Origin of the sequence: Bdellovibrio sp. HCB-162 (assembly GCF_047344985.1) — a bacterium.
Classification (GTDB): Bacteria; Bdellovibrionota; Bdellovibrionia; order Bdellovibrionales; family Bdellovibrionaceae; genus Bdellovibrio.
This window is the reverse complement of sequence record NZ_CP178861.1, coordinates 468,127-488,538: the sequence shown is the minus strand read 5'-3', so window position 1 is coordinate 488,538 and position 20,412 is coordinate 468,127. Positions and strand designations below refer to the sequence as shown.

Genomic DNA, 20,412 nt, shown 5'->3' with positions numbered 1-20,412 from the left:
AATACTTACGACACCTCGTCGCTTTACATACACTCCTCCTCGTCTTGACTTCATCGGCACTCGCAGACTGGACTTCGAGAAATAGGTTGGAACTTGGAATGACAGACAACGCTCTTTTGACAAACACCCATAAAGAAAGTGACTTCTTTCTTTCATTGGGAACAAGAAACTCTCTTAAGACCGACGATAACGTCTTTGGCTTGCGCTTAGGTTATAAAGACTACAGCAAAGAAAACTCCAACGACGTTTTATCATGGGGTCTTTCAGACCGTTTAAAATGCTGGTCTGATAAAACATGTCAGGTCGAATTAAGAGGCCAAGAATACGTCTATGGCGAACCGATGACCACGGATAATTCTTTTAGTAATTATGGTGCCGCTTTTTCCGTAGAAAAAAATTACGCTTTCTCAGCGAGAACCACTTTAGATCTCACTACGGCCTATGAAGCTCGCGATTATTATTCTTTAAATCGCTTAGATCACATTTTAAGTGAAAATGCGGTTTATGGTTATGAGCTGAACCCGGCGACGTACCTTGAAGCCACTGGTGAAATAGGTCTTAATCTTTCTTCGGAAAGTGCCTTTAGTTCTTACTACATTTTGGCGTCGGGGCTTATCGAATATCAGCTGACATCACAATGGGATCTCACGGGCGAACTCGGTTTCAAACAAACAAATTTTCTTTCAAGGGACTTGACGACAGAGACACAGATCACGCGCAAGAATGGCCAAGTCGTCAGCAAAGTCGACACGGCGAAGGAGAGATATTCAACCGTATTTTTGACCGTCGAGGCCAACCGGACTCTGTCTTCTGATATGTCTGCGGGATTCTCATTGCAGAATTATTCGCAAAAATCCCGCAGTGGTTACCAGGATTATAACGAAACGGTTCTTTTAGGAAAGTTTCTCGTCAACTACTAACAAAGGAGTGTTGTATGAACAAAAAACTTCTCGTGCTTCTCTTGGCAGGCGCCTTAATCAACCCACTGGCCGCTTATGCCGAAGACGAAGCCACAAGTACGGAACCCGCAGCCACCCAGGAAGCTTCGACTTCTGACAATCTGGCGAAGCTGAAGGAAAAATACGGCTTCACGGATGAACAAATCAAAGCGATGCAAGACTCTAAAATTTCTGAGTCGCAGTACAATATGGTCGGTGCTCTTGCAAAAGAGTCCGGCAAATCTGTTGATGAAATTCTAAAAATGCGCACAGAACAAAAGATGGGCTGGGGAAAAATAGCCAAAGAATTGGGTGTTGATCCTAAAGTTCTCGGACAATCCGTATCTTCGATGCATAGACAAGATGACACTGAAATGAAAAAAGAAAGAAAAGAAGCGCGCGAAGCCCGTAAAGAGGAGCGAAAGCAAAAACGAGAGGAAAAAAAAGAGGCTCGTAAGGAAGAACGCGCTCAAAAAAAAGATAAAAAAGTTCAGTAATAACTAAAAGGCCCCTAGAGAGGGGCCTTTTTCATTTAAAGAATCACGTCAATGATCTGATTTTTTTCGTTCACTTTAATACGAACGGTGGTTCTGTGTTCTTGACTATCAACCAACGCTTGAATTTTGGCTTCTGGAAAACTCATTAAGTTTTTAATAATCAAAAGCTGCTGCATGCCCATGATTTTCACCATTGCTTCGTTTTCCATAGCTTCAACGTGCTCAACAATACCTGTTACTAGAACTTGTGAAGCCGCCGCAATCGGAGCTGCATTTGCATGCTGAGTCCAGGCTGTGAAAGAAAAAGACAATGCCAGAGTTAAAATAAATTTTGTCATAACTACCTTCCGATTCCTCGAACTTTATTTAAAATCAATTGATTATGGCCGTAAGCATCTTCTACGAAACGGATTACACCATCCGAGTTCATTTGCGAAGTTACAGGAATTAAATATACATAAATGGGATTCTTCAAATTCACGCGTGTTTCGTCTGGAAGAACTTGTCCTGGTTTCACGACAAAGTTTTCAATCTGAGGACGTGACCACTCCGTTCCGGCCAAAAGATATTCTGCTAAATCCAAAGGTTTTTCCAAACGCACACAGCCAGAGCTGCGCAAACGCTGAGCTTCAGCGAAAAGCTCTCTTTGGTTCGTGTCATGCAGATAAATCGCGTAAGGATTTGTCATCATGAACTTCACAACACCCAAAGCATTCATATAGTTTGGTTTTTGACGGATGTAGAAATTCACGTTGGCCGAGCTAATACCTCTCCAGTTGATCGTTGTCGGATCAATCGTGCGTGAAAAATCGGACGTATAGACTTCAAAGTTGTTATCCGTAAAGTATTTGCGAATACCGTTCTTATCGAGGTTCTTAATAATCTCAACTTTATCATTGAGGAACACCGTCGGCGGCACTGTCCACGTCGGATTCAAAACAAGATAGGTCACCTTGTCTCGCATCGTGGGCGTTTTTCTTTCGGCAGTTCCGTTGATGGTTTTAAAACTCATCACTTTGTTTTGTGTCTTGTCGGTCAAAACAAAATGCGAGAATGCCGTATTCACGAAAATATGACGGTCCTCAAGACGTTGTGGCAACCAGCGCAGTTTTTCCATGTCGGCTTGGATTTGACGAACGCGTTCTCCACAGAACACCCAGAAAAATCCCCACGTGCGACCGCCCGGAGAAATTTTTCCGTCGGGTTTCATGCGCAGATTTGTTTGTACATCATTGATCGCTTGAAGCATCTCTTGATCGAAGACATCGTCAATGCTTGAAATCTTGTAACCCAAAACCTGCAAACGCTCTTTCAGCTTCACAATCACAGGGTGACGTACGCCTAAAGAGAGTTCCTTATTCACGGGACTGATACGATCCCAACCACCTTTTAACAAAAGCGGATACAAGCGGCGCAAGGCTTCTCGCAAAGAAAGATACGCTGGTGATTGCGGGGAAACCTGCTCCAGCACAAGATCCGCTCTTCCGCCATTTGCAAGAACCAATGAATTGAGTTGCTCAACGGTGAAAAAATCTTTGCGTTTGATTTTGATATCAGATGCAAGACTTTGAGGATCTGTGCTTCCGATCGCCACATCTTTTAAAGCTTGCAAATACACTTGCAAAACTTGACGGCGCAAAGGAGCTTGCTCGATCTGCCCTGAAATGAAGGCTTGCTCCATCTCCGGCGTCCAATAAGCATTCGGGTTCATACCGTGAGACCAGATATTCACCAGCGCTTCACGCACTGATGACATATCCAGCGCATTCAGAGCATTGAGATACTCTTGAGAACTCGCCAACGAGTTCATCGCTGTCATAGGCTCGGCGTAAGCTCGGGGCGCCACTGTTCCCATAGAAATTGCGAACGACAGAGCCGCCAGGAGATATTGTTTTCGCATGTTCACCTCATCAGCGAACCCACTGTTCAATAAACCTGCCGCTGTAGGGTCCAATTTACGGTATTAGGAAAGTGCTTAAGAGAAAATAATTCCCGAATCCCTGTCAGGGGTGACAATCCCCGCCTTCAGGGATTTTTGCCCCAAGGTGTTCCTTTAGAACGAATTAAAGCCCTTTGCATCTTGGCACTCCCCCTGCTTCTCTTCCTAGCCAGAGACGGGAGAGTGATTATGATGAACACGCAAATCTCTAAAGAAAATTGGCCTGCACTGAAAATGGAAATTCAAAAAACGTGGGAGGATATTTCAGCGGATGAACTGGAACTCACTCACGGAAGCATCAAATCCATTTACGGATTGGTGGCGCAAAAATGCGGCCTTCACGAAGAAGAAGTGAAGTTTCGACTGACTTCCTTGCTAAAAAAATACGACAGTCCTTTGAAAAGAAAATTCAACCGCTAAAAAAGACTTAAAACTTTACTATACAAGTTGGCCGCAGCGATGCGGCCAACTTCTATTTTTCGACGCATTTCGCCGCTCTCAAGATGCGTAAATTCGTTTGCAGAATTTTATGGAACACCTGCACGGAATAACCTTGAATCTGTCAACTCCTCCCCCTAGCCTGCCACCAAAAATATGGGAGGACGAATGCGTTTGCTTATTTTTGCATTATTCTTGACGGGCTTTTCGGTGGCGCAAGCTGCTCAAATCACTAAAACAACTTTTGCATTTCCTGGCCGAGTTGAAATTCATGTTCAACCACAAGTCAGTGAACTCGATGTTCTCTTTGTTATCGATGACTCTGGCAGCATGAGTGAGCATCAAAAAAATCTGATCACAAATATTCCTGCTTTAACGAAAGCGGCTCTTAAAAACGGTGTGCATGTTCACGCAGGTGTTACAACGACGACAATGGACTGCAGTTATGCAGGTATTTGTGCTGGCAAGTTCAATGGTACAAATAAAATTGCTGATAGCAACCGTTCTGACTTCTTAACAACTCTAGCGGCGAATTTGAACGTTAATACAAACGGAAGCGCGACCGAAAGACCTTTCGATACCACGATCGCAGCTTTATCTGAACCCGCATTGTCTCAAGACCATCCTGGTTTTTTAAGACCTCAAGCCCATTTGGCTGTCGTGATGTTGACCGATGCCGGCGACCAGAGTTCACCTCAGGTCACTCCGGAAATCTTCTCAAATTTTCTTAAAGCTTTGAAACCAAATCCAAACCAAGTCACTGTCGCTGCAATTCAAGTTCCGACGAATGATAGGTCCTGCATGACTTCAGAAGATCAAAATGACCGTATCGAAACTGCTGTTAAACTTCTGAATGGAAAAATCATCAACCTTTGCGCACAAGATTATGGAATTCAGTTAGGTCAACTCGGTGCCGGTCTTGTTGGCCAAGTCACTCAGGAAATTCCTCTGACAGCCGCGCCTGATGTAAGCAGCATCGTTGTAACTTTCGGAGCAACGACTCTGGTTGCCGGAGATATGCACTACGGTTGGGTTTATGACTCTGTTAAAAATGCCGTTATTCTTGGTAACAAGATTGATTGGTCCGCAATGAGCGGTGAAGAACTTGTCGTGAGTTTTATCCCTAAGGATTGGAAATAGTTTCCATCAAAAGCCCTCTTCGGAGGGCTTTTTTATTTCTCGTTTTCCATGTATTTGTTTAAGATCTTTTGCACAAATCCCTCTTTCTTAAGCTGTAGAAGAATTTTGTTATATTGCTCTGCCAACTCTTTTGCTTTCACACCTTTGGCTTTCGAAAAGGCCACATACGAAGGATTGGCGGAAAGAACATAGACCACTTCGAAATCGTCCAAAAAGCCCAGGCGTTTACTTAAAAACTTAAAGACTTCTTCCGAGGCAATAGCAACATCAATTCGTTTCGTTGTGCCTTTGCGACCCAGTTTGTTCACAAGCATCTCTTCATTGTTACTGAGATCAAGATTCAAATTCTTTTTATAAGCGTCAAACTTAGGGCCATAAGAATATTGGTCGTTAATTCCGACAGTAAGCCCCTGAAGGTCGCTCAAATTTTTAACGGTGATGTGTTTCTTCTTCGGAGCAAAAACCACGTTGCGAGTGTGGCTCATCGGTTCACTGGTAAAATACAAAAAAGCTTCGCGGTCAGGTGTCTTAAAGGGCGGAAAGATCGCATCGACCTTTCCAGTTTTTGCCATCACCATCACTCGCGCCCATGGATATGTGACGAATTCGGCTTCCACATTCATGCGCTTGCAGATTTCACGAATGATTTCGACGTAGGTGCCTTTAAGTTCACCGTCTTCTTTATAAATCTTTGGCGGCAAGCTGTCCGAGGAAGCAAATAACAACTTTTCAACAGCAAGCACTCTTACTGACGAAAGCAGAATGAGAGAAATCAGGAAGAGATTTTTTAAAATCATATCCCGTTATAATATACGGTTAAAGATTAATCAAAGAAGACTCTTGGCACTCCGACAGTGAGGACTTGCGGACTTTGAAAAAGAAAACCCACTCCGAGGAGTGGGTTGCTTCAGCCTGCGCGACCGCCGTCGCTCCGGCACTGCGGCCTGATGGCCCTAGTGCTTACCTTTTTTTGCTTTTTTTGGTGCTGCTTCTTCAGCTTCAACTGGCTCTGTGCCTTCGTGGTCTTCGCCGTTGTTTCCGTTAGCGTCTACCAACAATTTGCCGATGCCATTTGCTGCCAAGATTTTTGCACGAAGTTCAGTCATGTATTCTGGGTGTTCTTTCAAGAATGTTTTTGCAGCATCGCGGCCTTGGCCCATGCGCTCGCCATTCATAGAGAACCATGCACCTGATTTTTCTACGAAGTTTGCAGTCACTGCAAGATCAAGAAGATCGCCTTCTTCAGAAATACCTTCACCGTACATAAGATCGAATTCAACTTTAGTGAACGGCGGAGCCATTTTGTTTTTCACAACTTTAACAGCAGTACGGTTTCCAGTTACGTCTTCACCGTTTTTGATCGCGCCAACACGGCGTACATCCAAACGAACTGAAGAGTAGAATTTCAATGCGTTACCACCCGTAGTTGTCTCTGGGTTACCGAACATCACACCGATCTTCATACGGATTTGGTTGATGAAAATAACCAATGTGTTTGAACGGTTGATCGCCGCAGTCAACTTACGAAGAGCTTGAGACATCAAACGAGCTTGAAGACCTACGTGAGAATCACCCATGTCGCCTTCGATCTCTGCACGAGGAACCAAGGCTGCTACGGAGTCGACAACCAATACGTCAATCGCGCCAGAACGAACAAGTGTTTCAGTGATTTCCAAAGCTTGTTCACCTGTGTCTGGTTGAGAGATCAAAAGATCTTCTGTGTTCACACCCAATTTACGAGCGTAGTTTACGTCCAATGCATGTTCCGCATCGACGAAAGCAACAACGCCACCTTTTTTCTGAGCTTGAGCAATCACAGACAAGCAAAGAGTTGTTTTACCAGAAGACTCTGGTCCGTAGATTTCTACGATACGACCTTTTGGAAGACCACCAATACCCAAAGCGATATCCAAGCTCAATGCGCCTGTGCTGATCGCTTCTACGTCTTTAACCAAAGATTCATTTGCGCCCAAGCGCATGATTGAACCTTTACCGAATTGCTTTTCAATTGCTGAAACAGCCAATTCCAATGCTTTTGTTTTTTCGTTGTTTGCTTTTGTATCCACAGTTGTTGTTGCCATCTGCGTTTCCCTCTCCGTAGCACCCGCTACGATACTTTATTGTTAATGTTTGCCGGCCGGGGCCGATCTTTTAAACCTTGTCGAGAACTTCACACAGCCAACGAACTGAATAGTCGACGGACCTCTGCTGGATGGCTTTGCGATCTCCCGAAAAGAATTCCTTTCGTGAGTCTTCAAACCCCGGTCCAGCGATAGCAATGCATACAGTGCCCACTGGCTTCGTCGGTGTTCCACCGGTCGGACCAGCGATGCCTGTGATTGCCACAGACCAATCAGTTTTTAGCTGTCGACGCACTCCGTGCGCCATTTGACGAGCGACTTTCTCGCTCACCGCACCCTCTTGCATGAGAGTGTCTCGACGGACCCCCAGAAGATCCACCTTCGCCTCGTTAGAGTAAGAAACCACAGAGCCTAAAAAGATGTCGGATACGCCAGGCTGCTCTGTCAAAAATGCGGAAAGTGCACCTCCAGTACAACTTTCTGCAAAACCCACTGTGAGTTTTCGGTCGCGAAGGGATCTAATGAGTTCTTGAAGCTTCTCGTTGTCCAGTGACATTGTTACGGCACCAACACCTGAGAGCCCAACCAATTGGTTTGAGTGTAGAGAACTTGCATGATGAGACTCGCAATTATCCCCGCGGCCACATCGTCCACCATCACCCCAAGACCTCCTTGGATCTTCTTATCTAAATATCCTATGAATAAAGGCTTTGTGATGTCCAGCAATCTGAACAGGGCAAAACCGATTAAAATGGCCTGCCATGTCAAAGGAAGCCAGACCATAGTAATAAGAAAACCTAAAACCTCATCAATTACGATCTCTTTATGATCGTGACCACCCTTATCCTGCTCATAAACTTCGCAGGCAGCAATTCCGACGGGGAGCAGCAAAACAATCGCCCCCATGTACACCAAGGGTCCTAATTTCGACAAAAGAAACACCAACGGAATCGTTGCGACAGTAGCGGCTGTGCCCGGGCCTTTAGGAAAAAGACCAACGCCAAACAAGGTTGCTAATTGCTTTAAGAAATTGCGCATAGATAGGAGGTACGCCGTACCTTTTTGCATTGCAAAGCAAAATGATGGGCGTCAAAACACAAGCCGCTGGCCGCATTCACCTACAATAAAATTTTATAGCACCCATCAAAATTAGCGATTCGACTTTATGAACTCTACTACAGATACTGCAAAAGCTTCGGGATCTGGGGAGGATTCTAATGCTTAAGTGGATGGTTATCCTTGCTACCCTCGTTTATTTGGCCGACTCGATCGTTTCCGCTCAGGAAGTTCCTATGGCGAGCGACGATCCCAAGGTCAATAAAACTCTGAATACCGAAATGTTCGATTTTATATCTAAAACTTTAGGCGCCGGGAAAATGGCGCCTCACATGAACTGCACTTTGAAGACTCGCAGTTCTCGTGAGTTGCGCAAGTTTTCCGGCGGCGATCAATGGGTCGAAGTTTTAGATGTCGATTTCAACTCCAATGGATTCGACAGCGGCCAGAAGATTAATTTTAAAATTCCCATCACGGCTAAATACGGAGTTCGCCAATCCACAAATCAGTGGTCCGGCCTTGGAGAAGACATCAAGGTCGAACTGGGTGACTATTATGAGCATTGGTTAAAATTTTCCCACGACGGCCAGGGACGTATTGTGCAAATCATGATGGGAAATAATTTAAAAACAGTTCCATGTTACGTTCGTTAATTCTTTAGTTTGAAAGATCACTTATGAAACCTGTCATTTTGACTGGAGACCGCCCCACGGGTCCACTGCATTTGGGGCACTATATTGGTTCACTGAAAAATCGTGTGGAGTTGCAAGAGACTCACAAGCAATATCTGATCATCGCCGATGCGCAAGCCATGACGGATAACTTTAAAAACCCGCAGATGATTCGCGAGAACATCGTCGAAGTGGCTTTAGATTATTTAGCCGTGGGCATTGATCCTGCGAAAAGTACGATCTTTGTTCAATCAATGATTCCGGAGCTTTTCGAAGCGACATTTTATTTTCTGAATCTTGTGACAGTCGCGCGCCTTGAACGAAACCCCACAGTGAAAACAGAAATCGCGCAAAAAGATTTCGAAAGAAATCTGCCCGTGGGATTTTTAACTTATCCCGTGAGCCAGGCTGCCGACATTCTTTGCTTCAAGGCCGACGTTGTTCCCGTCGGAGACGACCAGAATCCAATGATTGAACAAACCAACGAAATTGCCCAAAGATTCAATCATCTTTACAACACGGAACTATTCAAAAAGGTCAAAGCTCTGGGAGGAACCCAAGGGCGTTTGCCCGGAATCGACGGTAAAGCGAAGATGAGCAAGTCGCTGGGAAATTCCATTTCACTGGCGGAACCCTTCGACCAACTGAAGAAAAAAGTACAGAAGATGTATACTGATCCCAACCACTTGCACATTGAAGATCCCGGACAAGTGGAAGGAAACGTTGTTTTCACGTTCTTAGACGCTTTTGATCCCAACAAAGAAGAAGTGGAAAAATTAAAAGATCACTATCGTCGCGGAGGACTGGGTGATGGCACTGTGAAACAACGTCTGACGCAAGTTTTAGAAGAAATGATTTCACCAATCCGCAAACGTCGCGAGGAATTTGCCAAAGACAAAGGTGAAGTTTTAGAGATCTGTCGCAAAGGTTCCGAACAAGCTCGCGAAGTCGTCGCACAAACCGTTGCAGAGATGAAAAAGATTATGGGCGTAGGGAGCATTTAGCTCCTACCTCTTTAAAGCTCCTCGCAAGAGCTTCGAACTCCAATCAGTGTTTTACTTTTTGCCGAAAACATAAAAGCGATCGGCGTGGAACAGCCTTCAAACTTCAATAGATATTCCTGAATTTCTTCATGAGAAAAGCGGCGCGCCCACTGGACGGTATCATCCTTTTTTAATTTTCTATTTAGATAGGAATAAATCCACTTTTCTTCTTTGTTAAAACCTTTCAACGCCTTGTCTTCGGTGCTGCAAGAAACCTTGAGGTTTTTAAAATTCTCTCTAAGATCTTTTTGTGTTTTCTCAAGATTAGCGCCATAAAGAATTTGAACTTGTTTCTTTTCCTCATCAGTCAGAGGAGCATAAGGACGCCGGTAATTCCATCCATAACCCCAGCGAAAATCTTGAGAACTTTCAGGCCCGCCAAATTGGCCGACGGATAAGTTATATAAATGCGCAATTTTTGGATATCCTTTTTCAGCGATGCATTTTTCAAGATCCTGATCTGCGCGATTTTTTTCTTCTAAAGTCCCGCCCACCCAATAAACAGTGTCATGAGAAACACAGCATTGGGTCCAAGCTGCTTCGGCCTTTTCATGGGGAACTCCATCCGGAGATAAGCTGCAACCATCAGCGCTAAAAGGACGCAGGATTTTTTCATCTGGACTTTTGAAAATGGAACGAAAAGACGGTCCTACTTTAAAGCCGGCTAAGGCACTCCATACAGAGGGATCTTCAGAACCAGCACAATTATAAGAGGGAGTGTAAGTGAAGGTCGACTCTTGTGAACTCGCCGTCCTTCGAGCAGACGGACTTGAACAGCCAATGATAAAAATGAAAGTCAGAATCGTGCCACTTTTGTACATAAACAAAGATTAGAGTTTTCTTTGCCTCGTCACAAGGCCAGATCAAGATGGCGGAAAACTATAAGTTCCCCGCCCGAACAAATTTCAATGCGCTTCCGTTTTTTGATCTGGATCCAAACTCCAAAGTGGCTTATCGGCCTGCATATCCACGGGGACAGAGTAATTTTCATGCACAATCAACCACTGGCCGTTGACCTTTTTGTAACATGCTGTTTGCCGAGCCCAGCTGTCGAATTTTTCACCGGAGTTCGATTGACCCGTCATGTGACAAAGACAGTGACTGAAAGCCACGTCTTCACCCGCTGTCACATGCAGATCGCGGATTGAAAAATTACTTTCTCCCATTTGTGTGATGTTGCTCCAGTTTTTCTTGTAAGCATCTTTACCAAGAATTTGCAGTGGCGGCATTAAATCAAAAGCAATCACTTCGGGAGCGTAAAAGGACATGATTTCTTCTAAATCTTTATTACTGACGGCTTCCGCATATTGCTCCATCAAGCGAGTGATCTCCGCTTCACCCGTCGAAGGAGATCCTGATTTCTTTTCGGAAGGCTGTGTTGTTTGCAATGCCATAAAATTCTCCTTTCACATATAAAAAATAATTAGGGCAACTCTTGTGCCCAGGTTTCACCCAGATTGATTTTTGCGTCTTCTTCCCAAAACTCGTAAGGTGATTTTTCTCCAGCGATGCGTTTGTTTTTTTCTAGTGCGACAAGCTCGCTGCGAAGAATTTCTCCGGAGGTGTTTTTCGGAATTTCCATAAATTCTACGCGACGGATTCGTTTAAATGGAGACAGACGCATTCGTGCGAAGTTCATAATATCCAATGCAAGCTCTCTTGTAGGTTCAACCCCTTTAACAAGAGACACAAGAGCTTTAGGAACAGCTTCACGGATCGGATCAGGACTTGGAATCACTACCGCTTCACTGATTGCGGAAAATTCTTTAAGAACAAATTCTAATTCATAAGGACTGATGCGATAGTCCGAAGATTTAAAGATGCCATCGACGCGTTCAGAGAAAGTATAATTCCCGGCATCGTCCACATAGGCCGTATCTCCGGTATGATAATATTCTGTGGAACCATCAATACCTGACATCAATCCCCATGGATGGTTTTTCAAGGAGACACACACTTCACCAGCATCGACCTTGTTACCTTGAGAGTCTAAAAGAGCAATTTGATATCCAGGCAAAGGTCTTCCCATCGTACCAAAACTGTTTTTTTCTTCTGGTGGGATTCCTATCAGGGTTGAGGTCTCCGTTTGCCCGTATCCATCACGTACAAAAATTCCCCATGCTTTATAGACCTTCGAAATAATCTCGGCACTCAAGGCTTCTCCTGTACTCACAGCTTCTCGCAAATGCACTTTGTACGAGGAAAGATCTTCCTGAGTCAGCAAACGCCACACTGTCGGGGGCGCACAGAATGTAGTGATTTCGTATTCGCTTAAAGTATCAAGAATCAATTTCGCGTTGAAGCGCTCCTGCTTCGAAATAAAAATCGTCGCAACCGCATTCCACGGAACAATGAAGTTATTCCAGTCATGCATCGCCCATCCCGTTGAGTTGACTCCCAAGTGAATGTCGCCGGGACGAAGGCCAATCCAGTACATCGTTGAAAGATGACCAATCGGAAAACTTCCATAAGAGTGCTCTACGATTTTAGGCTTCACCGTATTTGCCGAAGTGAAATAGCGCAGAAGCGGATCAGTCGCCTTGGTTTTTTCCGCAGGTTCAAAGAAATTACTTTCTTGATAGCACTTTTCATACGCAGTCCAGCCAGGCAACTCACCATCGACCAACAGAGAGATCACACTGGAATTAGAAACATCAAATTTTTCAGCATGTTTCTTCGTTGTTGCAATGAGCTTGATTTTTTCTCGATCCAAACGATCTTTCAATTCCTGCTGAGAAAGCAAAGGATTGTTGGGAACTAGAACCGCTCCCACTTTCATTGCGCCCAGCATGATCTCCCAGAGAGCCGCTTCGTTTTCGATCAAAAGAAAAACCGAGTCGCCTTTTTGCACGCCTTGATTTTTAAGGAAATTTGCAACTTGATTGGAACGCTTGGAGAGTTCCTCAAAGGTGTACTTCTTTTGCTCTCCTAACTCACTGACAATCCAAAGAGCTAAGTTATTATTGCCCTCCGCCATTGGATCGAAATAATCCAAGGCCCAATTGAATTCCTCAAACTGCGGCCATTGAAAGTGACTGTAGGTGTAGTTATAGTCAGAACGATGAAGAATTAAAAAATCCCTCGCCTGTTCGAATTCACTGCGAAAACTCATACAAACCTCCAGGGACTCACTAAGGGTAACACCGAATTCCCTGGACGCCGACCTGTGTTTTTACAATGAGCTGTGCAAAGACAGGAAAACCGTGCTATGACCTTGCCTATGGGTTTATTTCGGACCATCGCAAGCTCTCTTATTCTGGTTATCTTCGTCTACGTTTCTCACCAGTTGACTCGCTTCACGGATTTTACGTGGGTGGGCACGACTTCATTGGTGGCATTTTTGGCACTGCTTTTTTCAATGGTGATTGGGACCTTCCTGTTTTTCTGGAAAGAAAAAAATTTGGACCACAAACCATGGAGAGATCGTTTGTTAAATGGCTCTTTAACGGTCATGGCTTATATTAATTTTTTAGTGAGCTTTGTGATCCTGCGCGATCTCTTTGCCTTCGCCGATAATTTAATCATGCCGACACCGTTTGATCATCTATACAGCTCCCAAGCCACAGCGGCCTTGTTAGGGCTTCCGGTTCTTTTCATCGTATTAGGAAATGCAGTCGTGCAAATCGGACCTCGTCGCAAAAAGGTTCCGGTGTTTTTCAAGAATCTTCCGCAAGAACTTGAGGGCCTGTGCATCGTTCACATCAGTGACTTGCATATCAGCCCAAGCCTTCCGTCTTCGTTTGTAAAAAAATTGGTGTCGAAGGTTTTAGAAATCAAACCCGACTTGATTGTTTTCACCGGCGACATTCTGGATAGCTTCGTGGAAAAGCACGCAGAGGAATTTAAAACTCTTAAAAACCTCAAAGCCAAACATGGGATTTATTACGTTCCGGGAAATCATGAATACTATTGGGACGCACACAAGGGACTTCAGGCGTTCCGAGAGTTGGGTTTTGAAGTTTTGGTAAATGAAACGGCCAACGTTCCGGTGGGTTCAGCTCTTTTGCAGGTTGCCGGAGTTCCCGATCCCGCCGCAGGACATTTTAAACACGAAGGCCCGGACTTTGCCCGTTTGCAAAGCCAACAACGTGAAGGCAGCTTTAAACTTTTGCTTTCTCATCAACCTTCGCTCGCGGCCCATGCACAGATTGCCGGTTATGACTTGCAGCTTTCTGGTCACACCCATGGCGGTCAGTTCTTCCCGTGGAACTGGTTGATCGTCTTTTTTGAGAAGTATTCCAAGGGTCTTTACCGCCTAGGAAATATGCAGCTCTATGTCAATCAAGGGACAGGTTATTGGGGTCCGCAATTACGCCTCGGAACATATTGTGAGCTGACCGAAATTGTTCTTCGCAAGAACTAAAAAACAGAGTAATAATCTGGGGATGTCTCGAGAGAAAGATCCCCTCAAAACCCGACAAGCAGCTAAAAAGAAGGTCATGGACCTTATTGCCCGTCGGGACCATTCCGAAAAAGAACTGCGCACGAAATTGCGAGAAAAGTTCTCAGACGAAGAGGACCTGGGGGACATTGTTGATGAGGCTATCGACTTTGCCAAGGACAACAACTGGCTGGGAGATCCCAAGGACCTCGCCCATCGACTGGCTGATATGCTTCACCGTCGCAACAAGGGCATACACTACATCAACAATTACCTCCGCGAAAAAGGTCTACCTTCGGTAGAAACAGACCGAGACTTGGAGCTTGAAAAGGCTCTTTCGATTGTCAAAAATAAGTATGATGAAGATTATAAATTCTCGCGGGAGGATAAAGCCCGAGTCGGACGACTCCTGGCTTCCCGTGGTTTTGATTCCGAGACCGTAAGAAAGGTAATTTATGAAAAGCTCTGATATCCGCAACGCCTTTGTGAACTATTTCAAAAAGAATGGTCACACACATGTGGGTTCTTCTTCTTTGATTCCTGAAAATGATCCGACGTTGCTTTTCGCCAATGCGGGTATGAATCAGTTTAAAAATACTTTCTTGGGTCTTGAGAAACGTGACTACACTCGTGCGGTGACTGTACAAAAGTGCGTGCGTGCCGGTGGTAAACACAATGACTTGGAAAATGTCGGATTCACGGCTCGCCATCACACTTTCTTTGAAATGTTGGGGAACTTTTCTTTCGGCGATTACTTCAAAAAAGACGCGATTCACTTTGCGTGGGAGTTTTTGACAAAAGAACTGCAAATCCCAAAAGAAAAATTGTACGTGACTGTGCACTTGTCTGACGATGAAGCTGCTGACATCTGGCACAACCAAGAAGGCATTCCTAAAGATCGCATCTTCCGTTTTGATTCAGACAACTTCTGGAAAATGGGCGACACAGGTCCTTGCGGTCCTTGCACAGAGATCTTCTACGATCACGGCCCTAAAGCAGGAACTATTTCTGATCCTTACAAAGGGATCGCAGCCGGAGAAGATCGTTTCGTTGAAATCTGGAATCTGGTTTTCATGCAGTACTTTGAAAATCCTCCGGGCACATTGACTCCGCTTCCAAAGCCCTCGGTGGATACAGGTTCAGGTCTTGAGCGTGTTGTGGCAGCGATGCAGGGAAAATTTAATAACTACGACACGGATCTTTTCCAACCGATGATCGAGCTTGCTTGCAAAATCGGAAACGTGAAGTACATCACAGATCGCGAAATTCTTGCGAAAGACAAAGAGCAAGCTGAAAAAACAGCAGCCCTTCGCGTGTTGGCGGACCACTGCCGTTCGACTTCCTTCTTGATTGCTGATGGTGCGCTTCCTTCCAACGAAGGACGCGGTTACGTTCTTCGTCGTATCATGAGACGTGCAATTCGTTACGGTCGTAAGCTGTCGGCAGATCAATCGTTCCTGCCTGGGATGGCAGAGGCTTTGATTGAAAGCATGGGCTCTGTTTATCCGGAACTCAAAGAGCGTCGTGATCATATCTTGAATACAATCCGTGACGAAGAAGACCGTTTCATCAGCACTTTGGATAACGGAACAAATATCTTGATGGATGAACTTGCGAAAGCAAAAGCCAAAGGTATTAAAGAACTTTCTGGCGAAGTTGTTTTCAGAATGTACGACACTTATGGTTTCCCTGCTGACTTAACTCGCGTCATCGCCAATGAAAACGGCGTGGAAGTGAATGAAGCGGCATTTGAAAAAGAAATGGAAGCGAATCGTGCAAAATCCAAAGCCTCTTGGAAAGGGAAAGCTTTGGGTGCGGATGAGCAGCACTTGATCAAATTCGCAAAAGATTATTTGGCGAGCGGTAAAACTGTGAAATTCACAGGTTACAATGGTTTTGCAGATGGCGGAAAGATCACAGCTCTTTCTAACGGTCATGAAGTCGTTACGTCTTTAAAACAAGGCGAAAATGGCGTGATCATTCTTGATCAAACGTCTTTCTATGGTGAAGGCGGCGGTCAAGCCGGTGACATTGGCTACCTCATGGAAGGCCCTTCTCGCGCGAAAGTTGTGAATACAACAAAGATTGACGATATCATTCTTCATCATGTGGAAATTGAACACGGTGACTTCAAAGTGGGAGCAAGCGTTGATACGATTGTAAATCCATTTGAACGTCGCAATACAATGAGCAATCACTCAGCGACTCACCTGTTGCATTCAGCCCTTCGCAAAGTTTTGGGTGCACACGTGACGCAAGCGGGATCTTTGGTGGATTCACAAAAGACTCGTTTTGACTTCACTCACAACAAACCGTTGAGTTCTGAAGAGATCAAACAAATCGAAGATCTTGTAAACGAACAAATCGCGCAAGCTCATGACGTGAAAGTTGAAATCATGAGCCCGAAAGAAGCTCAAGCTAAAGGAGCGATGGCTTTGTTCGGTGAAAAATACGGCGACCAAGTGCGTGTTTTAACAATGGGCGATTTCTCTTGCGAACTTTGCGGCGGTACGCACGTGAAGAACACGTCACAAATTCGTTTGTTCAAAATCGTTTCTGAAGCGGGTGTCAGCTCTGGCGTTCGCCGTGTGGAAGCGATCACAGGCGACGGTGCCGTGAAATACGCAATGAGCTCCATCAATCATTTCGATGATGCTTTAACAGCTGCGGGCCTTCAAAAAAGCCCTCACTACTTAAAACATCTTGAGGCGACAGGTGAAACTTCAACATTGGCCAACCGTGTGGAAGCTTTCAAAGAGCAGATCAAACAAATGGAAAAAGAAATGAAGAAGTTGCAAGGCGGACAAATCAATGTCGACGATCTTGCAGCCAAAGCATTGAGCTTTAAAACGAAATCAGGATCTGCAGCGAAATTGGTTCTTGCCGACGTGGCTTTGGATGACAGACAAGTTCTTGCCGAAGTGACAGACCATTTGAAAAACAAAATTCAAAATGGTGTTGTCGTTGTTGTCGGCCAAGGTGAAGGTTCTCATCCTATCATCGTAAGCGTCTCTAAAGACATCACAGGCGAAACAAAAGCCGGTGATCTTCTAAAAGAAGTCGCAGCGGTCATGGGTGGAAAAGGCGGCGGTCGCCCTGACTTCGCTCAAGGCGCAGCCCCCAATCGTGGCAGCCTGCCTCAGGCGTTTGATAAAGTAAAAACACTTCTTGGTGTTTAAAAAGAAAAAGGGAGTCGAAAGACTCCCTTTTTTATTTTCCAATTTGAATTTTAGACTACTCGCAATTCATCTCTGTCCAGTGCTGCTTGACGTGAGACACGTAAGCCTGGAAAACGTCCGTCAAAGCGCCACAAAGATCTTTACGGCCGCGACCGCACGAGTCTTGCTCTTCACCCAAGTTCACGCGCTTTTCATTCACAAATAACGAAGCATAGCCCGGTTGATATTTCATCGCACAGATTTGATCGTCTGCTGGAACCGACGCCGCACAAATATTTGCACCGGTTAAGATGGTCTTAAGCTCTTGCAAGCTTCCAGAATCCAAACAACGCTTTTGCAAAACAGCGTTGGAATCATCCATCAATTGAATAGAACCTGACTGCAAAGAAATCACCAGGCGATAAGGTGTGACTTCCGATGCTTTTTGAGCCACAGCACCATCTTCAGAAATGTTTGGAATTTCAACGTAAGTCACTTTACCGGCTGTCGGTGTCGAAGACTCCCCATTGGAGCTTTGCGGAGGAAGATTGACCGAAACGTCACTCGCCGCAAGATCCAATGACTGCATCTGGTTCTGAGCACAGTTTTGGAATCCCAAAACGAGACACAATGTCGCTACGAGTGCCAAGACTCTTTTCACAATTCCCCCCTGATTTCACGTCTCGTAATGAATAAAAGCAATATCCATTCCGGGCTCAGACCTACGTAATATCGGGATAACCTGTTATAAACTTAACGCTGTATTAAGAGTTTGCAGGAGCTGTCTCACCTTGAGGAAGACAGTATTTTTGAACAAGCTCCACCACCGTTTGCTTGCGCACGGGCTTGCCACAGTGTTCATCGGCTCCCGCATTGAGACTTTTCTCAATATCTTCCATAAAACTATTCGCAGAGATCACAATCACCGGTGTTCGCGTTCGATTCTGCATGCGTTCCAAATCGCGAAGCTTGCGAATCGTATCAAGACCCGAAATGCGCGGCATTTGGACATCCATGAAAATCAAATCATAGTGATTGCGTTCCCACATTTCCAAGCACTCATAACCGCCATACACAGAATCCACGGTGACGAACTCAAGCTTTTTCATATAGGCCTTGAGAAGCATGTGATTTTCATCCATATCATCGACAATCAAAACACGACGAACCATCACCCCGGCCTCACGCGTCGGCTGCAGGACAGGAGGTGCTGCAATTCGCGTTGTCCAACGCACATTCCACGGCTCTGCTTTACGGCTTTTCATAAGGATTGAAAAATAAAACTTCGATCCTAGATATTGCTGACTTTCACAGTGCAACTCCCCGCCCATCAATTGCACGACTTTCTTGGAAATACTTAAGCCTAAACCCGTGCCACCAAATCGGCGAGTCACCGAAGAGTCCTCTTGCCCAAACTCATCAAAGATCTTTTGCATATTTTCTTGAGCGATACCGATCCCCGTATCTTTCACCTCGAAAAGAAAATATTCATGACCCGCATCGTTCCCCGGAAAAGGCTTCACTGTAAGTTCAATGGTACCGCGATCTGTGAACTTCACGGCATTACCCAAAAGATTCATCAGCACTTGTTTTAAGCGCAAAGAGTCGCCAACAATCCAACGATCTTGTTCTGGTCCATTAAAATGAAATTGCAAACCTTTGCGCAGAATTGCAGTTGAAACCAACGCCTCTACTTCACGAATTAAATCACTAAGTAAAAACTCACGACTTTCCAATTGCATTCGACCGTACTCGAATTTTGAAAAATCCAAGATATTATTGAGCATGCTCAACAAAGTATCGCCGGCGCTTCTCAATGCGCCCAGAAGATCCTTTTGTTCACCGTTGAGTGGAGTTTCTTCGAGCAGTTCTGCCGATCCCAACATCGCATTTAGCGGCGTGCGGATCTCATGGCTCATTGTCGATAAGAACAAGGACTTTGCTTTGGTTGCCGCTTCAGCTTTATCGCGAGACTCACGAAGTTCTTCTAGAACCGATTTATCCTGAGTCACTACATATTTGCCCGTGAGCCACACCATCAGCGTTAAAAAGAAATACGCAGTCAAAGCCACAAAACCAAAGAACACCAAACGGAAATACAAGCCGGAGTAGGCTTCCGTTTTTTCCTGGTAGATAATCATATGCCAAGGACGTCCCTTAAGAGGTTTAGAATAAGTGAGATACGTCTTTCCATCGGCTCCGGGAAAGTCCTGAAGCTTCTGCCCTTGAATATTAAATATTTTTTGCACAATTGTCGGCATACGGCGGAATTCATCTTTCGTGAATGCCCGAAGATATTTGTATCCCACCAAAGGAAGATCACGAGCAATCAGCGGCAACACCGGACGACCGTGACTATCCACGATAATGACTCCACCGGTTTCTCCTAAACGGAACGAACCCAGACGGTGCGCGATATCGCTGGCCAGGGTATCAATTCCGACAACACCTTCAAGTTTTCCATCGGAATAGATCCCCATGGTTGTGCTAAACATGACTTTTTCCATGTAGCCTTTGTCGAAATAAAAATCCGAAAAATTCACTCCCGGGTGGCCATCGTTCATAGCCCACCATTGCGCCTCGGGATCCGTGTAATAACCAGGCTCTGGAAACTGTTCAGACACAAAATAATGAGGATCATTGTATTTCGGATTCGCAAAGAGAGAGTAATCCCTGTGCACCACATAGACATAAGAACTTTTGCCAAAATATTTTTTAGCCAGTTGCGGAGCCAAAGCAAAGTACGCGTTAAACTGCGTTGAGTGAGGTGCTATCGTTGAAGCAGCGAAGTTTCTGAACTTTTCTACACGGGAGGACGCGGGCATAGCTTCGAAAAGATCCACCATGCTTTTTAACTTTTGAACGTTCGCCTCAAGAATAAAAATATCCGTATTAAGACGGTCGACTTCGCGGGAAAGGGCGGGCTCCATGCGTTCACGGATAGCTCTTTGTTCGGAAATAAACAAATGCGTCCCGTACACTCCTATCACCAAAAGGAGAATCAGAGTTGTCACCAACTGATTGAGCCAAAAAATGTGGACCAGTGTCAGCTTTTGTTTCATCGATTCCG

At 45.0% G+C, this 20,412-nt stretch carries 20 protein-coding genes; 9 read left to right on the top strand and 11 right to left on the bottom strand.

Annotation, left to right across the window (positions count from 1 at the left end):
• Positions 1 to 98: 98 nt before the first annotated feature.
• Positions 99 to 920 carry a hypothetical protein gene (locus ACLSSO_RS02435; protein WP_295900046.1) on the top strand — a complete coding sequence of 274 codons (822 nt, stop codon included), beginning with the start codon at positions 99 to 101 and terminating at the stop codon, positions 918 to 920.
• A 14-nt stretch (positions 921 to 934) separates the two neighbouring features.
• Positions 935 to 1,435, top strand: a complete 501-nt coding sequence (locus ACLSSO_RS02430) for a hypothetical protein (RefSeq protein WP_413943950.1) — start codon at positions 935 to 937, stop codon at positions 1,433 to 1,435.
• Positions 1,436 to 1,470: 35 nt separating this feature from the next.
• On the opposite strand, the gene ACLSSO_RS02425 is transcribed toward ACLSSO_RS02430, so the two are convergent.
• Positions 1,471 to 1,773, bottom strand: coding sequence for a hypothetical protein (locus ACLSSO_RS02425; protein WP_295900048.1), 303 nt, complete (start codon positions 1,771 to 1,773; stop codon positions 1,471 to 1,473).
• Between the two features lie 2 nt (positions 1,774 to 1,775).
• On the bottom strand, positions 1,776 to 3,335 hold the full coding sequence (locus ACLSSO_RS02420; RefSeq protein WP_413943949.1) for a L,D-transpeptidase family protein: 1,560 nt from the start codon (positions 3,333 to 3,335) through the stop codon (positions 1,776 to 1,778).
• Between the two features lie 228 nt (positions 3,336 to 3,563).
• Between ACLSSO_RS02420 and ACLSSO_RS02415 the strand changes: the two genes are divergently transcribed.
• Positions 3,564 to 3,794, top strand: coding sequence for a CsbD family protein (locus tag ACLSSO_RS02415; protein ID WP_295900050.1), 231 nt, complete (start codon positions 3,564 to 3,566; stop codon positions 3,792 to 3,794).
• A gap of 186 nt (positions 3,795 to 3,980) precedes the next feature.
• Positions 3,981 to 4,952, top strand: coding sequence for a hypothetical protein (locus ACLSSO_RS02410; protein WP_295900051.1), 972 nt, complete (start codon positions 3,981 to 3,983; stop codon positions 4,950 to 4,952).
• Between the two features lie 32 nt (positions 4,953 to 4,984).
• Here the strand turns inward: ACLSSO_RS02410 and ACLSSO_RS02405 are convergent, their stop codons facing one another.
• The 4 genes from ACLSSO_RS02405 to ACLSSO_RS02390 all read right to left on the bottom strand — a co-directional run bounded on the left by ACLSSO_RS02405 (position 4,985) and on the right by ACLSSO_RS02390 (position 8,071).
• A complete protein-coding gene (locus tag ACLSSO_RS02405) occupies positions 4,985 to 5,749 on the bottom strand; it encodes a substrate-binding periplasmic protein (RefSeq protein WP_413943948.1) in 765 nt (254 codons plus the stop codon).
• A gap of 156 nt (positions 5,750 to 5,905) precedes the next feature.
• The gene (recA, locus tag ACLSSO_RS02400; protein WP_413943947.1) at positions 5,906 to 7,033 is read right to left on the bottom strand and encodes a recombinase RecA; all 1,128 of its coding nucleotides are present in this window, start codon (positions 7,031 to 7,033) and stop codon (positions 5,906 to 5,908) included.
• Between the two features lie 70 nt (positions 7,034 to 7,103).
• Positions 7,104 to 7,589 (bottom strand): CinA family protein, encoded by a 486-nt coding sequence (locus ACLSSO_RS02395; protein WP_413943946.1) that lies wholly within the window; start codon positions 7,587 to 7,589, stop codon positions 7,104 to 7,106.
• Between the two features lie 2 nt (positions 7,590 to 7,591).
• Positions 7,592 to 8,071, bottom strand: coding sequence for a phosphatidylglycerophosphatase A (locus ACLSSO_RS02390; protein WP_295900062.1), 480 nt, complete (start codon positions 8,069 to 8,071; stop codon positions 7,592 to 7,594).
• A 179-nt stretch (positions 8,072 to 8,250) separates the two neighbouring features.
• On the opposite strand from ACLSSO_RS02390, the gene ACLSSO_RS02385 reads away from it, so the two are divergent.
• A complete protein-coding gene (locus ACLSSO_RS02385) occupies positions 8,251 to 8,742 on the top strand; it encodes a hypothetical protein (protein WP_413943945.1) in 492 nt (163 codons plus the stop codon).
• 23 nt (positions 8,743 to 8,765) lie between these two features.
• A complete protein-coding gene (trpS, locus tag ACLSSO_RS02380; RefSeq protein ID WP_413943944.1) occupies positions 8,766 to 9,764 on the top strand; it encodes a tryptophan--tRNA ligase in 999 nt (332 codons plus the stop codon).
• 11 nt (positions 9,765 to 9,775) lie between these two features.
• Here the strand turns inward: trpS and ACLSSO_RS02375 are convergent, their stop codons facing one another.
• The 3 genes from ACLSSO_RS02375 to ACLSSO_RS02365 all read right to left on the bottom strand — a co-directional run bounded on the left by ACLSSO_RS02375 (position 9,776) and on the right by ACLSSO_RS02365 (position 12,915).
• Positions 9,776 to 10,630 (bottom strand): hypothetical protein, encoded by an 855-nt coding sequence (locus ACLSSO_RS02375; RefSeq protein ID WP_413943943.1) that lies wholly within the window; start codon positions 10,628 to 10,630, stop codon positions 9,776 to 9,778.
• Between the two features lie 78 nt (positions 10,631 to 10,708).
• Complete coding sequence (locus ACLSSO_RS02370) at positions 10,709 to 11,197, bottom strand: YybH family protein (protein ID WP_413943942.1); 489 nt, start codon at positions 11,195 to 11,197, stop codon at positions 10,709 to 10,711.
• A 29-nt stretch (positions 11,198 to 11,226) separates the two neighbouring features.
• Positions 11,227 to 12,915: an AMP-binding protein gene (locus tag ACLSSO_RS02365; RefSeq protein ID WP_295900070.1), complete on the bottom strand. Its 1,689-nt coding sequence runs from the start codon at positions 12,913 to 12,915 to the stop codon at positions 11,227 to 11,229.
• A 108-nt stretch (positions 12,916 to 13,023) separates the two neighbouring features.
• Here ACLSSO_RS02365 and ACLSSO_RS02360 point away from each other — a divergent pair, with 108 nt between their 5' ends.
• Genes ACLSSO_RS02360 through alaS form a run of 3 tightly spaced genes read left to right on the top strand, consistent with a single transcriptional unit; the run spans position 13,024 to position 17,363 of the window.
• Complete coding sequence (locus ACLSSO_RS02360; RefSeq protein WP_413943941.1) at positions 13,024 to 14,166, top strand: metallophosphoesterase; 1,143 nt, start codon at positions 13,024 to 13,026, stop codon at positions 14,164 to 14,166.
• Positions 14,147 to 14,653 (top strand): regulatory protein RecX, encoded by a 507-nt coding sequence (locus ACLSSO_RS02355; protein ID WP_295900072.1) that lies wholly within the window; start codon positions 14,147 to 14,149, stop codon positions 14,651 to 14,653. The genes ACLSSO_RS02360 and ACLSSO_RS02355 overlap by 20 nt, the downstream gene beginning before the upstream one ends.
• The gene (gene alaS / locus ACLSSO_RS02350) at positions 14,640 to 17,363 is read left to right on the top strand and encodes an alanine--tRNA ligase (RefSeq protein ID WP_413943940.1); all 2,724 of its coding nucleotides are present in this window, start codon (positions 14,640 to 14,642) and stop codon (positions 17,361 to 17,363) included. The genes ACLSSO_RS02355 and alaS overlap by 14 nt, the downstream gene beginning before the upstream one ends.
• A gap of 55 nt (positions 17,364 to 17,418) precedes the next feature.
• Here alaS and ACLSSO_RS02345 read toward each other — a convergent pair whose 3' ends face one another.
• Together ACLSSO_RS02345 and ACLSSO_RS02340 are read right to left on the bottom strand one after the other, a co-directional pair.
• Positions 17,419 to 18,003, bottom strand: a complete 585-nt coding sequence (locus tag ACLSSO_RS02345; protein WP_413943939.1) for a hypothetical protein — start codon at positions 18,001 to 18,003, stop codon at positions 17,419 to 17,421.
• 103 nt (positions 18,004 to 18,106) lie between these two features.
• A complete protein-coding gene (locus ACLSSO_RS02340; protein ID WP_413943938.1) occupies positions 18,107 to 20,404 on the bottom strand; it encodes an ATP-binding protein in 2,298 nt (765 codons plus the stop codon).
• Positions 20,405 to 20,412 lie beyond the last annotated feature (8 nt).

Excerpts from the sequence above, each read along its gene's own strand:
- ACLSSO_RS02435 (WP_295900046.1), top strand. The coding sequence starts at position 99 with ATGACAGACAACGCTCTTTTGACAAACACCCATAAAGAAAGTGACTTC.
- ACLSSO_RS02430 (WP_413943950.1), top strand. The coding sequence starts at position 935 with ATGAACAAAAAACTTCTCGTGCTTCTCTTGGCAGGCGCCTTAATCAAC.
- ACLSSO_RS02425 (WP_295900048.1), bottom strand. The coding sequence starts at position 1,773 with ATGACAAAATTTATTTTAACTCTGGCATTGTCTTTTTCTTTCACAGCC.
- ACLSSO_RS02420 (WP_413943949.1), bottom strand. The coding sequence starts at position 3,335 with ATGCGAAAACAATATCTCCTGGCGGCTCTGTCGTTCGCAATTTCTATG.
- ACLSSO_RS02415 (WP_295900050.1), top strand. The coding sequence starts at position 3,564 with ATGATGAACACGCAAATCTCTAAAGAAAATTGGCCTGCACTGAAAATG.
- ACLSSO_RS02410 (WP_295900051.1), top strand. The coding sequence starts at position 3,981 with ATGCGTTTGCTTATTTTTGCATTATTCTTGACGGGCTTTTCGGTGGCG.
- ACLSSO_RS02405 (WP_413943948.1), bottom strand. The coding sequence starts at position 5,749 with ATGATTTTAAAAAATCTCTTCCTGATTTCTCTCATTCTGCTTTCGTCA.
- recA (WP_413943947.1), bottom strand. The coding sequence starts at position 7,033 with ATGGCAACAACAACTGTGGATACAAAAGCAAACAACGAAAAAACAAAA.
- ACLSSO_RS02395 (WP_413943946.1), bottom strand. The coding sequence starts at position 7,589 with ATGTCACTGGACAACGAGAAGCTTCAAGAACTCATTAGATCCCTTCGC.
- ACLSSO_RS02390 (WP_295900062.1), bottom strand. The coding sequence starts at position 8,071 with ATGCGCAATTTCTTAAAGCAATTAGCAACCTTGTTTGGCGTTGGTCTT.
- ACLSSO_RS02385 (WP_413943945.1), top strand. The coding sequence starts at position 8,251 with ATGCTTAAGTGGATGGTTATCCTTGCTACCCTCGTTTATTTGGCCGAC.
- trpS (WP_413943944.1), top strand. The coding sequence starts at position 8,766 with ATGAAACCTGTCATTTTGACTGGAGACCGCCCCACGGGTCCACTGCAT.
- ACLSSO_RS02370 (WP_413943942.1), bottom strand. The coding sequence starts at position 11,197 with ATGGCATTGCAAACAACACAGCCTTCCGAAAAGAAATCAGGATCTCCT.
- ACLSSO_RS02365 (WP_295900070.1), bottom strand. The coding sequence starts at position 12,915 with ATGAGTTTTCGCAGTGAATTCGAACAGGCGAGGGATTTTTTAATTCTT.
- ACLSSO_RS02360 (WP_413943941.1), top strand. The coding sequence starts at position 13,024 with ATGGGTTTATTTCGGACCATCGCAAGCTCTCTTATTCTGGTTATCTTC.
- alaS (WP_413943940.1), top strand. The coding sequence starts at position 14,640 with ATGAAAAGCTCTGATATCCGCAACGCCTTTGTGAACTATTTCAAAAAG.
- ACLSSO_RS02340 (WP_413943938.1), bottom strand. The coding sequence starts at position 20,404 with ATGAAACAAAAGCTGACACTGGTCCACATTTTTTGGCTCAATCAGTTG.